This window comes from Mesorhizobium sp. C089B, from assembly GCF_030323125.1.
In the GTDB taxonomy this organism is placed as follows: domain Bacteria; phylum Pseudomonadota; class Alphaproteobacteria; order Rhizobiales; family Rhizobiaceae; genus Mesorhizobium.
This window is the reverse complement of sequence record NZ_CP100469.1, coordinates 1868785-1884861: the sequence shown is the minus strand read 5'-3', so window position 1 is coordinate 1884861 and position 16077 is coordinate 1868785. Positions and strand designations below refer to the sequence as shown.

The following is a 16077-nucleotide window of genomic DNA, read 5'->3' as shown; positions in this document are numbered from 1 at the left end:
CGTCGCTCCAACAAAACAAAAGACCACGAATGTCAGGGGTTGGTTGTGAGGGGCAAGGCCATAACGATGATTGGCATCGCTGCCGTCTTCGGCGCGATTTCAATCTTTGCCGCGGATTTCTGGGTGAAAAGCCAGGCCAAGGCCGATGCCGAAGAGAAAACGGCGTCGATCCCGGCGCCCGCCGTCCCCAAGGTCGTCTTCAAGACCATAGTGGTGGCCAACGCGCCGCTGCGTTACGGCATGGAGCTTGACCGGGCGCAGCTCAGCGAAATCCCATGGTCCGAGGATTCGGTGCCGCAGGGCGCGTTCACCACAGTCAATGCATTGCTCGCCGAAGGCAGCCGCGTGGTATTGTCGCCGATCGAGGTCAACGAGCCGGTGCTGATCAGCAAATTGTCGGGGCCGAACGGCCGCGCGACGCTATCAAACATGATGACGCCCGGCATGCGGGCGGTGACAATCCGCACCGACGAGATCGCCGGTGTCGGCGGCTTCGTCATGCCGGGCGACCGGGTCGACGTGGTGCTGACACGCGATGCGGGCGAAATCCAGGAAGTGGCCAAGAACGCGCAGGGCGCCGCCGGATCGACCGTTACCTCCGAGATTGTCGTCTCCGACGCCAAGGTGCTGACCGTGGGGCAGGGCGCCGACGAGCGCCAGACCACACCGCAGATCGCCAATTCCGTCACCATCGAGGTGACGACCGAAGGCGCGCAGAAAGTGGCGCTTGCCCGCACCGTCGGCACCTTGTCGCTGTCGCTCCGCTCGGCCGCAGACGGAGGGGCCGCCAAGGACGGCGTCACCACCATCTCGTCCTTCGGCGGATCGGTCGCATCCGGCGTCCAGGCCGCTGCCGGCGCGCTGTTCACTGCCGCGACCAAGGAGCCTGAGAAGCCGAAATTCAAGACGATCATCGTGACGCGCGGCACGCAGGTCGAAGAATACCAGGTTCCTGCGCGGGACCAGCAATAACTGCCGGTGGGGACCGGGCGAGGGACGGGACAGATGTCGGGACTTCATGCATTTCGAACTACGAAAGGGCTGCGCCCAATGCGGGCGCTTGCGGTGGGGGGTTGCCTGGCCGCGGCCGCAATGCTCGGCCTCAGTGCGCCAGCCAAGGCCGACAACGATATCGTCCATGTCTCGTCGACAACGAATGCGTCGATCAAGGTAGCCAAGGGCAAGCCGAAGACGGTCATGACCAATGCCGCCTTCTACCAGATCGTCATCGGCGATCCGGAGATCGCCAACGTCAATCCGCTGACCGACAAATCCTTCTATGTGCTGGGCAACAATCTCGGCACCACCGGCATCGCGCTGTTCGACGAGAACAAGCAGTTGGTCGGCACCGTCGACATCGAGGTGACGCTGGACACCGACCAGCTGGCCAGCACCATTCGCGCCAGCGTGCCGGACGCCAAGATCAAGGTCGGCTCGGCCAATGGCCGCGTCGTGCTGTCGGGCGAGGCCGATGACGCGGTCGCCGCCGAGAAGGCAAGCAAGATCGCCAGCCGCTTCTCCGGCAATGAAGAAGTGATCAATTCGGTCAACATCTCGTCCTCGCAGCAGGTTCAGCTCAACGTCCGCTTCGTCGAGATCAATCGCCAGGCCGGACAGGATCTCGGCGCCAAATACAGCGCCAATTTCGCTTACGGCATTGGCGGGCGCGACGTCACCCTCGATCCTGGCACGGTGCCGGGAGCCGGCAATGGCGAGATCATCGGCCGGCTGCTGTCCAACGGCCTGTCGATCGACGTCGCCATCAAGGCGCTGGAGGAACGTGGTCTCGCCAGGCGGCTGGCCGAGCCGAACCTGATCGCCCGCTCGGGCCAGACGGCAAGCTTCCTCGCCGGCGGCGAGTTCCCGATCCCGGTCTCCGAGGACAATGGCAAGATTTCCGTCAGCTACAAGAAATACGGCGTCAGCCTCGACTTCACGCCGACGGTTCTCAAGGACGGGCTGGTGAGCCTCGACATCGCGCCGGAAGTGTCCTCGATCGACGCTTCGGCCTCCTACAATATCGGCAATATCTCGGTCCCGGGCTTTATCGTGCGCCGCGCCAAAACATCCGTCGACCTGAAGAATGGCCAGAGCTTCATGATCGCCGGCCTGCTGCAGTCACAGAACGACATTACCACATCGCGTCTTCCCGGCCTCGGCAAGCTGCCGGTGCTCGGCTCGCTGTTCTCCTCCAAATCCTATCAGCGGCGCGAGACCGATCTGGTGATCATCGTCACCCCCTATCTGGTCAAGCCGGTCGATCCGTCGAAGAAGCTGCTCGAGCCGACCGACGGCACGCAGCCAGCCAGCAATGTCGACTATTTCCTCAACAACACCGAGGAAGTGAAATCGTCCGAAGCCAATCGTGCAGTGGCAATGGCCAGCGGCAGTACGGCACAGCCGGCCGCGGTCACCACCGTCGGGCATTTCCTCGACCTGCCGAAGGATTGAAGCCATGCGCGTGGAATCATGCATCGCCCTGCTGATCGCCGGCCTCGCCGGCGGCTGCACCAGCGACGACTATGTCCGCTCCGAGGGACCGACGATTGCCGCCGGCAACGCACAGGCCGCCAATACGGCCATGCAGATGGTCGATCCCTGGAAATACGGCGTCCAGAACACCAGGCTGCTGGTGCCGGCGCAGCGCAGTGAGGCGGCAGTCAACGCCGCCGACCAGGCTGCTGCTGCCAAGGCCGTGCAACCGACAGCGACAACCGATTGATTTGCCCGGTGATTTGACCGGGAATGACCTGACAGGCTGACAAAATGGCAAGCGGCATCAAGACCAAGAAGATCCTGCTGGTGTCCAGCGACCGGACCTTTGCGCAGGATACGCGCACCGCGTTCGCGGCCTCGGAGGTGATCCAGCTTTCGACCGTCGAGAAGAACATTACCGAACTGCGCGGCGAGGTCCAGGAAGCCGATTTCGGCGCGCTCATCGTCGACATGGATGCGGCAAAGCTGGAAGAGATCGAGTCGCTGCAGCGCATCATGCGCCGGCTTGAAGGCCGCGTTCCGGTGGTCGTCGTCACCCAGGAATTCAACGCAGCCGCAGTGCGTATCCTGGTGCAGCTCCAGGTCGCCGATTTCCTGGTCAAGCCGATCACCACCGCCGATCTGGTGCGGTCGGTCGTGCGCGCGCTGCAAGGGCCGGGGCGCGAGGAAAACACCGAGTCGCAGATCTATACCTTCATGCCGGCCGCCGGCGGCGTCGGCACCACGACGCTGGCGCTGCAGACCGCCTTCCAGCTGCATCATTCGGTGACGCGCGGCGCGTCGACCTGCGTGGTCGACCTCAATTTCCAGCAAGGCGCCTGCGCCGAATATCTCGACCTCGAGCCGCGCTTCGACATCACCGAAATCGAGAACCAGCCCGAGCGCCTCGACCGTCAGCTGCTGGATGTGATGCTGTCCAAGCATGCGAGCGGGCTCTGCGTGCTGGCGGCGCCAACGCATCCGTCGGAAATGCGCTCGTTCAAGACCGATGTCGTGGTGCGCATGCTCGATCTCGTCTCGGCCTATTTCGATAACGTCGTCATCGACATGCCGCGCACCTGGTTTCCGTGGACGGAGACGGTGCTGCTCGGCTCCAACAAGCTCTACATCGTCGCCGAAATGACGGTGCCATGCCTGCGCCACACGCAGCGGCTGATCCAGGCGGTCTACGAGACGGCCGGCAAGGAAGTGAAGCCGAACGTCATCGTCAATCGTTTCGAGCAGAAGATGTTCGACAACGGCATCAAGCAGGCGGATGTCCAGGAAATCCTGGGCGAGCATTTCGTCGGCGGCATCTCCAACAATTACCGGCTTGTGCGTGAAGCGGTCGACCGCGGCGTGCCGCTGCATGAGATCGACCCGAACGCCAACGTCGTCAACGATCTGAAGAGGATCATCCTGCCGGAAGAAGCCGTGGTGACGCCGGAGAAATCGCGCTCGCTGTTCGGCATCGGCAGGGGCCTCCTGAAGAGGAAAGCCGGATGACCAGCCGCTTCTCGACCCTGCAGAACCGTGACGTCCGCGCGCTGAAGCCGGCCGAGGCGGCGCCGGTCGCGCATCACGCCGTGGTCATCCCGACGAACCGCAAGGCCTTGCCGCCGAAGCCGGAGACAACACCGGGAAAAAGCGCCAACAAGGTGCTCGATGCCCGCGTGCGCATCCACCGGCTGCTGCTCGAGGAAATCAACCTGGTCGCGCTGGAGCGCCTGCCCAAGGATGAGATGCGCCGGCAGGTGCAGGAGTTCGTGTCGGAAAAGACCCGCCAGGAGCGTATGGCGATCAACACCGTCGAACTTGAAGCACTGGTCGACGACATCGTCGATGAGATGGTCGGCCTCGGGCCGCTGGAACCGCTGCTCAAGGATCCCGACATCAACGATATCCTGATCAACGGCCACCAGAACTGCTTCGTCGAAAAGCGGGGCAAGCTGCAGCAGGTCCATATCCCGTTCAAGGACGAGGCGCACCTGTTGCGCATCGTCAACAAGATCGTCGCCGCCGTCGGCCGCCGGGTCGACGAATCGCAACCGATGGTCGATGCCCGCATGCTCGACGGCTCGCGCTTCAACGCCGCCATTCGCCCGGTCGCCGTCGACGGGCCGCTGGTGTCGATCCGCAAGTTTTCAAAGAACAAGCTCGGCCTGCACAAGCTGGTCGAGTTCGGCGCCATCACCCAGAACATGGCCGAGGTGCTGGCGGCTGCAGTCCACGCCCGCAAAACGACCATCATCTCGGGCGGTACCGGCACCGGCAAGACGACGATGCTCAACGCATTGTCGGCCTTCATTCCGGAAGACGAACGGCTGATCACCATCGAGGACGCGGCCGAACTGCAGCTGCAGCAGCCGCATGTCGCGCGCATGGAAACGCGCCCCGCCAACATCGAAGGTCATGGCGAGCTGAAGCAGCGCGACCTGGTCAAGAACGCGCTGCGCATGCGCCCCGACCGCGTCATCCTCGGCGAGTGCCGCGGCGAGGAGGCCTTCGACATGCTGCAGGCGATGAACACCGGACATGAAGGCTCGATGGCGACCATCCACGCCAACACGCCGCGCGACGCCATTTCACGCCTCGAGCAGATGCTGGGCATGACCGGCATGCCGATGACGGTGCAGTCGATCCGCAGTCAGATCGCCAGCGCGCTCGACCTTATCGTCCAGCTGACGCGACTGTCGGACGGCAAGCGCAAGGTGACCAGCGTCGCCGAGGTGACCGGCATGGAAGGGGACGTCATCCAGATGCAGGAGATATTCCGCTTCGTGCGCACTGGCATGGAGGCCGACGGCAAGATCCTCGGTCACTACGAGGCGACCGGCATTCGCCCGCGTTTCCTCGAGGACCTGCGCAATATGGGCATTGAATTCCCCGGCAAATATTTCGAACCCGGCCGGCCGCAGGAGTAGCCGGGTGTTCGAGAATTTCAGCCCGATCTATGTCGTTTATGCCGCGGCAGCGCTGACCGGCATCATGATCGCCGAAGGCTGCTATCTGCTCTATGCCGGCCGCAGCGACAAGCGCCTGGCTATCAACCGGCGCATGAAGCTGCAGGAAAACAAGATCAGCCAGGAACAGGTGCTGATCCAGCTGCGCAAGGAACGCGGCCTCGATTCCGGCACGTCATTCTTCTCGCCCGACCGTTTTCGCGCGCTGCGCACGCAGTCTGGCATGGTGATGCCCTTGCCGAAATTCCTGACGATGACGACGGGCGTGGCGCTGGCGATGATGCTCGTCGCGCTCTGGTACGGCCTGCCGCTGTTGCTCGCCATTTTGCTGTTTGTGGTGCTGACAGCGCTGCTGCCGGTAATTGTGCTGCGTTCCAAGCGTGCCCGGCGGGTGAAGCGTTTCGGCGTGCAGTTGCCGGAGGCGCTGGAATTGATCACGCGCGGCTTGAAGGCCGGGCATCCGGTTCCGGTGGCGATCTCCATGGTCTCGCGCGAGATGCCCGATCCGATCGGCACCGAATTCGGCGTTATCTCCGACGAGGTGACTTATGGTTCCGACCTGGTTTCGGCGTTGAATTCACTGTTTGATCGCGTCGGCCAGGAGGATCTGCCGCTGTTCGTCACCGCGGTTTCCATCCAGACGAGTTCGGGCGGCAATCTGCGCGAGATCCTCGACGGGCTGTCGACGACGATCCGCGAACGCGGCAAGCTGCGCCGCAAGGTGCGCGCCATTTCGACCGAGGGTCGTATGTCGGCCTATATCCTGACGGCGGTGCCGGCGCTGCTGTTCGCCGCCATCATGGTGATGATGCCGCAATTTTATCAAAGCGTCTGGGATGTGCCGAAGACCTGGTATCTGCTGGGCGGTTCGGTGACATGGCTGATGCTGGGCAACATCATCATGTTCAAGATGTCGAACTTCCGGTTCTGAGATGGAGCAGGTGATCCAGTTTCTTGCCTCGCTGGCGCCGACGTCGCTGATGCCGGCAGCCGCGATGCTGCTGGCATTGGGCGGCAGCGCGGTGGCATGGCCGCTGGTGGTGGCCAAAGGCGACCGCAACGATCTCAAGCGCCGGCTCAAGATCGACGACAGCAAGACTCCCCAACAGGCCGAGGTGGCGCCGAAGAAGAACCAGAGCGTCGTGCGCGAGAAGGCGGTGAAGCGGGCGCAGGAATTCTACGCCAAGAGCGATCCGGAAAATGTCGCCCGGCTGCGTATGAAGCTGATCCAGGCGGGCTATATGGAGCCGCGCGCGGTCGGCACATTCTTCCTGATCCGCTTCGCCTGCCTGGTGGGCGCAGCGATCGGCGCGTTCCTGGTCAACCATTGGATGGGCAGCGCCGATTCCACCGCGACCAGCCGCTGGACCTTCATCATCCTGTCGGGAGCCGCCGGCTATTTCGTGCCCGGCCTGGTGCTCAGCCAAAAGGTGCGGGAAAAGATGCGCGAATACCGCAACGGCTTTCCCGACTTCATGGATTTGATGATCGTCTGCTCCGATGCCGGCATGAGCATGGAGGCCGGCATCGAGCGCGTCTCGAAGGAACTGGCCAAGACCTATCCGTCGCTGAGCCAAAACCTGCAGCTGGTGTCGCTGGAACTCAGGGCCGGCCGCAGCCTCGACGATGCATTGAAGGCGCTCGCCGACCGCCTCAGCCTGGACGAGGTGCGCTCCTTCGCCACGCTCTTGCAGCAGTCGAAGGAACTCGGCACCAGCCTCGCCGGGGCGCTGCGCGTGTTCTCTGACGAAATGCGCCACAAGCGCATGTCGTTGGCCGAGGAGAAGGCACATGCCTTGCCGGCCAAGATGTCGGTGCCGGTGGTGGTGTGCATCCTGCCGGTGGTGCTGATGATCGCCGTCATCCCGATCATCGTCAAAATGACGGCGGTTCAGTAGATACCAAGGCAGTAGATACCAAGTGGCCGCCCGGCGGCTTTCTGCGGTTACTCACTTCAACTACGCTTCGCCTGGATGTCATATCCGGCCGGTTTGGCCGCTCTCCTTCGGCAAAGTCCGCAAAAAGCAAAATGAGTGAGCCGTCCATGCGAATAGTCTTGTGCACCGCCTTCCTCGGCCTCGCCGCGGCCAGTCTGTCGCCGGCCTCGGCCGCGGCCGACGATTGCGGCGACTCTGCCGCTCTGGTGCAGCAGGCATATCCCAAGGCCCAAAAGAGTGCCGATGGCGCCTCCTTCACGCTCGAACCTCATACCAGCATCGCCCAGACGCTTTGGGATGGCGATGCGCCATTCGGCGTGGTCTGCAAGATCTGGCCCGCCCATGACGACCTGTTGTTGGTCGCCGTGCCGCTGATCGACAGCTCCCAATCCAGCGACGACGGGCATTTCGGCGATGTCGAGCTTCTGGTCGTCGACAGGAAGACCCGGCAGGTGCGCCAGCGCCTGCTCCAGCCCGGGCTGATGACCGATGATGCCGTCGGCATCCGCGAGATCGACTTCGATACCGGGCGCTACAGATTGGCGCCCGATGTCAGCGCCTTCGGCCTGCGCATCGACATGGCAAACCATTCGCAGCCGAATCCTTACAGTGAAACCGACCTGCGGCTCTATGCCCTTGACGGCGGTGCTCTGCGCCTGGTGCTCGACGGCATCATCGTGGCCGGCTTTGGCGGCGAAGGCGACACCAATTGCGCAGGATCCTTTCAATCCAACCGGGTCAGCCTGGCGATGAGCCCGGCGAGACATCACGGCTATCACGACATCACAGTGTTCGAGCGGTTGGACACCGACAATCCGTCTGTCGACAAGAATGGCGAGTGCCAGTCCCATCCCGGCAGGTCCATGAAACGAACCTACCGGCTGCGCTACGACGGCAGGCGCTATCAGTTTCCGGCGGGGCTCAAGGCGCTGGAGCCGGAATAGGCTTCGGTTGGTTAATGGCTTCTGTGCCCGAAACCAAATTTTAGGCGCGTTTCCGCACTGAAGTTTAATCGCCCTGTTGTAGTCTGCTTCCTCAGAGAACGACCCGGTAAATCGGGCGATTGGGGCCAGGGGCATGCGTCACAGAAGTTTCACGGTAATGGCCGCGCTAGCGGCCGTCTTGATGGTCGGCGGCTGCACGACCGACAACGTCGACAAAACCAAGACCACATCGATCCAACCGGTGGCAAAAGACGTCAGCACCTCCGACCTTGCGCAAGGCAAGGCGCAGTTCCGCGAGGCCAATTACGGCCTTGCCGAACAGCATTTCCGCAAGGCCGTGGAACTGAAGGCCGACAGTGCCGAGGGATGGATGGGGCTTGCCGCCTCCTATGACGAACTCGGCCGCTTCGACTTCGCCGACCGCGCCTACGACCAGCTTTTGAAGGTTGCCGGGCGCAAGCCGCAGATTGTCAACAATATGGGCTATTCGCAGCTGCTGCGCGGCAACAAGAACAAGGCGAGAGCGCTGCTCATGGAAGCAAGGGCCGGCATGGCCGACCCGAGCGTGATCAACGCCAATCTGGCGCTGCTCAACAAGGGCTGAGACTAGGGACACTCGCGTGCCGAGCTTCGCGGGACGGCAGTCGACGCTTTGTAAACCCTGTCGGCAGGTTGCTTTGAAAACCGGCCGAAAACGGTATCTCCGGCCGGTTGCATGCCTATGATGCGCCACAAATCGAAGATCCCAAAGGTTGCCCCTCATCCATGCTGGATTTCAGTTCGCTATTGCTGGCGGCTGCGCTGTCGGGCACATGCCTGAGCGTCACCATGTTTGTGATCTGGTTCACGGCGCCGCGTGCACGCTTCGTGCTGACGGTGGCGTGCGGCATTCTCGTCCTTGTCGCCCACGTCATCGTCTTCTGGCGCTACACGAGGGAGCCCAGTCCGTTGCTTTGTCAGGCAGCGTTGGCGCTGCTCAGCCTCGGTTTCCTGGCGCTTTCACTTTCGGCCATGCAATATCTCGGTGTGCGCAACTACAGTCGCGCTTCCTGCCGGCCCTGCTTGCGATGGCTGTCTGCGCCGGCGTGACCTATCTCGGTTTCGATGGTTTCGGCTTCATCCTCACCTACACGACGGTAACAGTGCTGCTCGCCTCGATCGGGGTGATGTTCTGGATCAAGGGCGGTCAGGATCGCGGCATTCTGCTGGTCGTTTCGGCGCTAAGCGGCGTCTGCGGCATATCCTTCGGGCTCTGCGGCGCCGTGCTTCTGGTCAAGGGCCAGTGGGTGCTCGGCGTCGCACCCGACAATTGGGCCGAGCGGTTGAATTCGGTCGTGGCAGTCGCCTGCATGACGGCGCTCGGCGCGCTGACGCTGTCGCTGCATCATCTGCAGGCACAGATCGAACTGAAGGCCGAGACCTTGACCGACCCGTTGACCGGTCTCATGAACCGGCGGGCTTTGAACTCGCTTTATGGCGAGCGCGTCTTCGGCCCGTTCATGTCGGTCGCCATGTTCGACCTCGACCACTTCAAGCGGACCAACGACATCTATGGCCATCCCGTCGGCGACCGGGTGCTTTGCCGTTTCGCCGCAGTCATCAAGAAGTATGACAGGGTTGGCGTCGACGCCTTCCGGCTGGGCGGCGAGGAGTTCGCGTTGGTCATGTCTCGGATGACCGAAGACAAGGCCTACGATCTCGCCAGCAGGATCGGCGTAGCCTTCGGCACGGAAGTGGTGCCCACGCCGCGTGGGCCGTTGCGCAGCAGCGTCAGCGGCGGCATTGGCTTTGGCAAGGAGGACGGCAGCAGCCTCGAGGACGTCCTGGCCGAGGCCGACAAAGCGCTTTACGCGGCCAAGCACGCGGGGCGGAACCGCGTGCTTGTTCTGAACCGGGTAAGCAAGGCCGATGGGCCGGCCTTGCGTTCAGCTTGATCGGCTAAGCTTTATTCGGCGGCGCCGAGATATTCCGACAGCGGCGGGCAGGAGCAGACGAGGTTGCGGTCGCCGGCGACATTGTCGATGCGCGAGACCGGCGGCCAGTATTTGGCCGCCGTATCGACATCGCCAGCGGGGTAGGCCGCTTCCAGCCGCGAATAGGGGTGAGTCCACTGGCCGGCAAGGGTTTCGGCCGCCGTGTGCGGGGCATTGACCAGCGGGTTGTCCTCGAGCGGCCATTCGCCCTTCGCCACTTTCGCTGCCTCGCCGGCGATGGCAATCATCGCCTCGCAGAACCGGTCGAGTTCGCGCTTGGGCTCGGACTCTGTGGGCTCGACCATCAGCGTGCCGGCGACAGGGAACGACATGGTCGGCGCGTGAAAGCCGTAGTCGATCAGCCGCTTGGCGATATCATCGACGCTGATGCCGGCGCTCTCCTTGAGGACGCGCGTGTCGAGGATGCATTCATGCGCGATGCGATCGTGCCTGCCCTTGTAGAGAAGCGGGAAGTGCGGCGCGAGCCGCGTCGCCACATAATTGGCCGAGATGATCGCCGTCTCCGTCGCCTGCTTCAGGCCGGCGGCGCCCATCATGCGGATGTACATCCAGGTGATCGGCAGGATGGAAGCGCTGCCGAACGGGGCAGCGGACACGGCATGCGCCGAACCTTCGGTGACATGACCCGGCAGATAGGGTTTCAGATGCGCCCTGACGCCGATCGGACCGACGCCCGGACCGCCGCCGCCATGCGGGATGCAGAAGGTCTTGTGCAGGTTCATGTGGCAGACATCGGCGCCGATATCGGCGGGCCGCGCCAAAGCAACCAGGGCGTTAAGGTTGGCGCCGTCGAAATAGACCTGGCCGCCATGCTCGTGAACGAGAGCGCACAGGTGGCGCGCGCCTTCCTCGTAGACGCCGTGCGTCGAGGGATAGGTGAACATCAGGGCTGCGAGATTCTTCGAATGCTCGTTGGCCTTGGCCCGCATATCGTCCATGTCGATATTGCCGTCCTCCAGGCAACGCACGACGACGACGCTCATGCCGGCCATCGCCGCACTCGCCGGATTGGTGCCATGCGCGGACTGGGGGATCAGGCAGATGGTGCGATGGCCGTCGCCACGCGAACGGTGATAGGCGCGGATGGCGAGCAGGCCGGCATATTCGCCTTGGCTGCCGGCATTGGGCTGCAGGCTGACGGCGTCGAAGCCGGTGATCTCCGCCAGCCAGCCTTCCAGCTCGCCGACCATGGCGCGATAGCCGGCCGAATGGCTGGCCGGCGCGAAGGGATGGAGGTTGGCGACAACAGGCCAGCTGACCGGCATCATTTCGGCCGCCGCGTTGAGCTTCATGGTGCAGGAGCCCAACGGGATCATGGTGCGGTCGAGCGCCAAATCCTTGTCGGCTAGCCTGCGCAGCAGGCGCATCATGTCGGTCTCGGAGTGGTTTTCGCGGAAAACCGGCTGGGTCAGAAACTCCTTGCCGCGCGGCTTGCCGGGCATCGCGCCGGCCTCAGTAGCGCCGGACTTGGCGCCGAACAGGGCGGCGATAGCCTCGAGATCCGCCTCGGTCGAGGTTTCGTCGAAGGCGATGCTGATGCGGTCGGCATCGATGACGCGCAGCAGCCGGCCACCTTTTTCAGCGGCAGCGGCGATCGAAGCTGCCTTGCCCTTCACTTCGGCCGTCACCGTGTCGAAACGGCTTGAGCCGAGCACGGAAACACCAGCGGTTTTCAGGCCTGCTGCGAGGCCGTTGGCGAGCTCATGAATTCGGGCTGCGATCGCCTGCAAACCAGTAGGCCCGTGCCAGATCGCGTATGCGGTCGCCATGTTGGCAAGCAGCGCCTGCGCGGTGCAGATGTTGGAGGTCGCCTTGTCGCGGCGGATATGCTGTTCGCGCGTCTGCAGGGCGAGGCGATAGCCGGGCCGGCCCTTGCTGTCGATCGACTGGCCGACGAGGCGGCCGGGCATCAGCCGGGTCAGCTTGTCGGAGACGGCGCAATAGGCGGCGTGCGGGCCGCCAAAGCCCATCGGCACGCCAAAGCGCTGCATCGGGCCGACGGCGATGTCGGCGCCAAGCCTGGCCGGCGCTTCGGTCAGCGTGAGCGCAAGCGGATCGGCGATGAAGACGACCACGGCGCCGGTGGCGCGAGCCTTCTCGATCGCCGCCTTGTGGTCGCCATAGACGCCAAACGTGTCCGGCCAGGAGACCAGCAGGGCGGCGGTGTTGTCGTCGATGGTCTCGCCATCGATCTCGATGCCGAGCGGCTCGGCCCGGGTGCGCACGACGTCCAGCGTCTGCGGATGCGGCGTGCCGGCCAGCGCCACCTTGGTGCGCTTGTCGCGGTGATGGCGCAGCGCGATGCCGACCGCTTCGGCCACCGCCGTCGCTTCGTCGAGCAGGGAGGCCGAAGCCACCGGCAGGCCGGTCAATTCGGTGACCAAGGTCTGGAAGTTGAACAGCATTTCCAGGCGGCCCTGGCTGATCTCGGCCTGGTAGGGCGTATAGGCGGTGTACCAGGCCGGGTTCTCGAACAGGTTGCGCTGGATGACCGGCGGCACATGGACGCCGTGATAGCCGGCGCCGATGAAGCTCTTCAGCACCCTGTTTTTTGCCATGATCGCCGACAATTCGGCCAGCGCTTCGGCTTCGCTCGCCGGCGCGGGAAGGGCTAGCGGCAGATCGAGGCGGATCGACTGCGGCACGGCCTGGCTGATCAGCGTCTCGACGGAGGGAACGCCGATCACGGCAAGCATGGCTCTGACGTCGTTTACATCAGGACCGATGTGGCGGGCCGAGAAGGGGGTAAGTGCTGCGCTCATGGCAATAGGTCCTGATGTCAACCGATATGGGCTTTGTAGGCGGCCTCATTCATGAGGCCTGCGAGTTGGCCTTCGTCGGCGAGCTTCATCTTCCACAGCCAGCCGTCGCCGGTCGCAGCGGAGTTGACCAGCGACGGGTCCGAGGACAGCGCGCCGTTGGCGTCGGTGATCTCGCCATCAACCGGCGCATAAACATCGGATGCCGCCTTGACGGATTCGACGACCACGGCGGTGTCGCCCTTACTGAGTTTGGTGCCGATTTGAGGCAGTTCGACGAAGACGAGATCGCCAAGCTGTTCCTGCGCATAGTCGGTTATCCCGACGGTGGCGATGCCTCCCTCGACGCTCAGCCATTCGTGATCTTGTGTGAAATAGGTTTTTGCCATCGGAATTATCCTTTGCGGTAGCGATGAGGAGTGAAGGGCAAGGAACTGATATCGACCGGGATTTTCGTCCCGCGAACGTCGGCGAACAGTTTCGTGCCCGGCTTGGCCAAGGCCGTTGACACATAGCCCATGGCGACGGGATGGCCGGCCGACGGGCCGAAGCCGCCTGATGTCACGTAGCCGGTCGGATCGCCGTCGGCATCGAACAAAGCAGCGCCGGCGCGCACCGGCTGGCGGCCGTCCGGCTTCAGGCCGACGCGCTTTTGCGACGGCCCGCGCTCCAGGATGGACCGCAGCGCATCGGCGCCGATGAAGGACCCGCCGGCGCGGAGATCTTTGGGGATCGCCCACATCAGGCCGGCACTCGCCGGATCGATCTCCGGCGTGATGTCCTGGCCGTGCAGGCACAGGCCGGCCTCCAACCGCAGCGAGTCGCGGGCAGCAAGGCCGATCCACAACACACGCTCGTCCTCGAGCAGTTTCGTGACCAGAGCGCGCGCATCCGCCTCCGGCAGGCCGATCTCGAAGCCGTCCTCGCCGGTGTAGCCGGAGCGGCTCATGAACCAGTTTTGCTTCGGCTCGATGCCATGCATGAACAAGAGTGAGCCGGTCTCGATGCCGGCGCGGGACAAGGCAGCCCAGGCTTCCGGCCCCTGGATCGCCAGGAAGACGCGGTCGAGCGCATCGACTTTGACGTCGAAGTCCGCGGCCAGCGCACGCAAATGCTTCTCGTCCTCGACCGCATTTCCGGCGTTGGCGACCACCATGAAGCGCTCGGCGCCGAGCCGGGTGACGATCAGATCGTCGATGATCCCGGCGGCCTCGTTGAGGAAGAAACTATATTTGGACTGTGAAATCTCAAGCGCGCCGGCATCGAGCGGACTGGCGCGGTTGAGCAGTGCCGCAGCGCCCGGTCCGCTGACAGCGAACAGCTTCATATGCGAAATGTCGAACAGGCCGGCATGTTCGCGGGTGTGAAGGTGCTCCTTCATCACGCCGGCCGGATAGGTCAGCGGCATCGACCAGCCCGCAAAGGCGCCAAAGCGTGCGCCGGCGGCGGTGTGCAGATCTTCGAGAGGAAGGTGTTTGGTGTCGTCGCCCGTCATGTCATCTCCAGAGTCGCACGCAATCGGCCGCTGCTGGCGACCAGTCCGTGCCCCTCTGTCTGAAGCCTGAGAGACTCGCGCAACCGGAACTCTGTCGGCGACGCTTACACCTTCGGCGCGGGGGCAAGCCCCGACTTTCCAGAGTGTCTTTCCCGTCTACGGTTCTTTTGCCTGAGAGATTTCGGGCGATTTCCCCTTCGGCGACAGCTCGCGCTGCTCTCTCCCGCAAACAGGTAGGACTCAAAACTTAAGCCCTCGACGCGCCATCCATAGCTTGTCGGCGACACCTTGTCACCTGCCAGCGACACGTAAAGCGCGTCGTCTTTACAGTCTTCGCTAACCACGCCGTTTGCCGGTTTTTCAAGACAATGGCGATATTCTGGGCTGACGGTTTGGCCGGCAATTGCGTTGGGCACGGCGGATGGGGATTGACAGATGGGCGAACGGATCGGGAGCGCGCCGGTGGCGGGGCTGGCCTCCAAGGACCGCATCACGGCGGAAGATGTCGTCATGCTGCGTCGCGAAGTGTTCGCTGACGGCGTGGTGACGCGCGGCGAGGCTGAAGCACTGTTCGCGCTCGATGCGACAGCGACGGACAAATGCCCGCAATGGCCTGAATTCTTCGTCGAGGCCGTTACCGACTACATCGTCTACCAGGAAAAGCCGGCAGGCTATATCTCTGAAGACAATGCCGGTTGGCTGATCCAGACCATCTCGCGCGACGGAATGGTCGACAGTGTGACCGAACTGGAGCTGCTGGTGCATGTGCTGGAAAGGGCGAAATCATCGCCCGGCCGGCTCTCCGCCTATGCGCTCGAGCAGGTCGCCAACGCGGTGGGTCGACGGCAAGGGACCACTGATGCTCGGCGGCGCGCTGGTTCCCGGGCTGGTCGCCAAGGCAGAGGTCGATCTGTTGCGCCGCATTCTCCATGCCTATGGCGGCGACGGCAACATTGCCATCACACGGGTAGAGGCCGAGGTGCTGTTCCAGATCAACGAGCAGACCGCAGCGGCCCACAACGACCCGTCCTGGAACGACCTGTTCGTCAAGGCGCTCGCCAATTTCGTCATGTGTTCGGCCGGCTACGAAGCGCCGACGCGCGATGTGGCGCTGCGTCGTGACAGTTTCTTGGACCAGGCCGAGCCCGAAATTGGTGGCTTCTTCAGCCGCATGGTGTCGGGCGGACTGGCCGGCATCATGGAAGCCTATCGTTCGCCCGGCGATATCGAGGCCGAATGGGAGTCGAAGAACCGTGCCGCCGAGGCACTCGCGCGCCGCGCCGAGACGATCGAAGCCAGCGAGGCGAAATGGCTGGCCGATCGCATCGGCACCGACCGCCCGCTGCGTGACAATGAACGCGCGCTGCTGACGCTGATCAAACTCGCCTCGCCCGAGATACATCCGGCGCTCAAGCCGCTGCTCGACAAGGTTGCTTAAGCCGCGCCGTTTTCTGCGACCGTTTTGCAGAGGACGATATTGGAGTGTCTTCAGGCCAATCGCCAAGTTCGG

14 protein-coding genes, 1 pseudogene and 1 riboswitch are annotated in these 16077 nt (G+C 63.4%); of the genes and pseudogenes, 12 read left to right on the top strand and 3 right to left on the bottom strand.

Features of this window, described 5'->3' with window-relative positions:
• Window positions 1-66 precede the first annotated feature (66 nt).
• The 11 genes from cpaB (at window position 67) to NLY44_RS09505 (ending at window position 10253) form a co-directional block, all read left to right on the top strand.
• Entirely contained in the window at window positions 67-972 is a 906-nt protein-coding gene (gene cpaB / locus NLY44_RS09555) for a Flp pilus assembly protein CpaB (protein WP_023688289.1), read from the top strand.
• 78 nt (window positions 973-1050) lie between these two features.
• A complete protein-coding gene (locus NLY44_RS09550) occupies window positions 1051-2451 on the top strand; it encodes a type II and III secretion system protein family protein (protein ID WP_460221739.1) in 1401 nt (466 codons plus the stop codon).
• Between the two features lie 4 nt (window positions 2452-2455).
• Window positions 2456-2722: a hypothetical protein gene (locus tag NLY44_RS09545; RefSeq protein ID WP_023667602.1), complete on the top strand. Its 267-nt coding sequence runs from the start codon at window positions 2456-2458 to the stop codon at window positions 2720-2722.
• 44 nt (window positions 2723-2766) lie between these two features.
• Entirely contained in the window at window positions 2767-3981 is a 1215-nt protein-coding gene (locus NLY44_RS09540; protein WP_023667601.1) for a CpaE/TadZ family protein, read from the top strand.
• Window positions 3978-5399: a TadA family conjugal transfer-associated ATPase gene (locus tag NLY44_RS09535; protein WP_023667600.1), complete on the top strand. Its 1422-nt coding sequence runs from the start codon at window positions 3978-3980 to the stop codon at window positions 5397-5399. Before NLY44_RS09540 ends, NLY44_RS09535 begins: the two co-directional genes overlap by 4 nt.
• Before the next feature lie 4 nt (window positions 5400-5403).
• Window positions 5404-6369, top strand: coding sequence for a type II secretion system F family protein (locus tag NLY44_RS09530; RefSeq protein ID WP_023688292.1), 966 nt, complete (start codon window positions 5404-5406; stop codon window positions 6367-6369).
• 1 nt (window position 6370) lies between these two features.
• Window positions 6371-7336, top strand: a complete 966-nt coding sequence (locus NLY44_RS09525; protein WP_023805314.1) for a type II secretion system F family protein — start codon at window positions 6371-6373, stop codon at window positions 7334-7336.
• Window positions 7267-8319, top strand: a complete 1053-nt coding sequence (locus NLY44_RS09520) for a PA3715 family protein (protein WP_245261854.1) — start codon at window positions 7267-7269, stop codon at window positions 8317-8319. Before NLY44_RS09525 ends, NLY44_RS09520 begins: the two co-directional genes overlap by 70 nt.
• 157 nt (window positions 8320-8476) lie before the next feature.
• Window positions 8477-8923 (top strand): hypothetical protein, encoded by a 447-nt coding sequence (locus tag NLY44_RS09515; protein ID WP_245261158.1) that lies wholly within the window; start codon window positions 8477-8479, stop codon window positions 8921-8923.
• Between the two features lie 161 nt (window positions 8924-9084).
• Complete coding sequence (locus NLY44_RS09510) at window positions 9085-9408, top strand: hypothetical protein (RefSeq protein ID WP_245263786.1); 324 nt, start codon at window positions 9085-9087, stop codon at window positions 9406-9408.
• Entirely contained in the window at window positions 9387-10253 is an 867-nt protein-coding gene (locus NLY44_RS09505) for a GGDEF domain-containing protein (RefSeq protein ID WP_245263784.1), read from the top strand. The genes NLY44_RS09510 and NLY44_RS09505 overlap by 22 nt, the downstream gene beginning before the upstream one ends.
• 11 nt (window positions 10254-10264) lie before the next feature.
• Here NLY44_RS09505 and gcvP read toward each other — a convergent pair whose 3' ends face one another.
• Genes gcvP through gcvT form a run of 3 tightly spaced genes read right to left on the bottom strand, consistent with a single transcriptional unit; the run spans window position 10265 to window position 14567 of the window.
• Entirely contained in the window at window positions 10265-13075 is a 2811-nt protein-coding gene (gene gcvP, locus NLY44_RS09500; protein WP_023805313.1) for an aminomethyl-transferring glycine dehydrogenase, read from the bottom strand.
• A 17-nt stretch (window positions 13076-13092) separates the two neighbouring features.
• Window positions 13093-13461, bottom strand: a complete 369-nt coding sequence (gene gcvH / locus NLY44_RS09495; RefSeq protein WP_023681591.1) for a glycine cleavage system protein GcvH — start codon at window positions 13459-13461, stop codon at window positions 13093-13095.
• A gap of 5 nt (window positions 13462-13466) precedes the next feature.
• The gene (gcvT, locus tag NLY44_RS09490; protein WP_023688298.1) at window positions 13467-14567 is read right to left on the bottom strand and encodes a glycine cleavage system aminomethyltransferase GcvT; all 1101 of its coding nucleotides are present in this window, start codon (window positions 14565-14567) and stop codon (window positions 13467-13469) included.
• Window positions 14568-14716: 149 nt separating this feature from the next.
• Window positions 14717-14803, bottom strand: a riboswitch (glycine riboswitch).
• Window positions 14804-15002: 199 nt separating this feature from the next.
• On the opposite strand from gcvT, the pseudogene NLY44_RS32940 reads away from it, so the two are divergent.
• A pseudogene (locus tag NLY44_RS32940) lies at window positions 15003-16005 on the top strand (hypothetical protein).
• Window positions 16006-16077: the final 72 nt, after the last annotated feature.

Excerpts from the sequence above, each read along its gene's own strand:
- cpaB (WP_023688289.1), top strand. The coding sequence starts at position 67 with ATGATTGGCATCGCTGCCGTCTTCGGCGCGATTTCAATCTTTGCCGCG.
- NLY44_RS09550 (WP_460221739.1), top strand. The coding sequence starts at position 1,051 with ATGCGGGCGCTTGCGGTGGGGGGTTGCCTGGCCGCGGCCGCAATGCTC.
- NLY44_RS09545 (WP_023667602.1), top strand. The coding sequence starts at position 2,456 with ATGCGCGTGGAATCATGCATCGCCCTGCTGATCGCCGGCCTCGCCGGC.
- NLY44_RS09540 (WP_023667601.1), top strand. The coding sequence starts at position 2,767 with ATGGCAAGCGGCATCAAGACCAAGAAGATCCTGCTGGTGTCCAGCGAC.
- NLY44_RS09535 (WP_023667600.1), top strand. The coding sequence starts at position 3,978 with ATGACCAGCCGCTTCTCGACCCTGCAGAACCGTGACGTCCGCGCGCTG.
- NLY44_RS09525 (WP_023805314.1), top strand. The coding sequence starts at position 6,371 with ATGGAGCAGGTGATCCAGTTTCTTGCCTCGCTGGCGCCGACGTCGCTG.
- NLY44_RS09515 (WP_245261158.1), top strand. The coding sequence starts at position 8,477 with ATGGCCGCGCTAGCGGCCGTCTTGATGGTCGGCGGCTGCACGACCGAC.
- NLY44_RS09510 (WP_245263786.1), top strand. The coding sequence starts at position 9,085 with ATGCTGGATTTCAGTTCGCTATTGCTGGCGGCTGCGCTGTCGGGCACA.
- NLY44_RS09505 (WP_245263784.1), top strand. The coding sequence starts at position 9,387 with ATGGCTGTCTGCGCCGGCGTGACCTATCTCGGTTTCGATGGTTTCGGC.
- gcvP (WP_023805313.1), bottom strand. The coding sequence starts at position 13,075 with ATGAGCGCAGCACTTACCCCCTTCTCGGCCCGCCACATCGGTCCTGAT.
- gcvH (WP_023681591.1), bottom strand. The coding sequence starts at position 13,461 with ATGGCAAAAACCTATTTCACACAAGATCACGAATGGCTGAGCGTCGAG.
- gcvT (WP_023688298.1), bottom strand. The coding sequence starts at position 14,567 with ATGACGGGCGACGACACCAAACACCTTCCTCTCGAAGATCTGCACACC.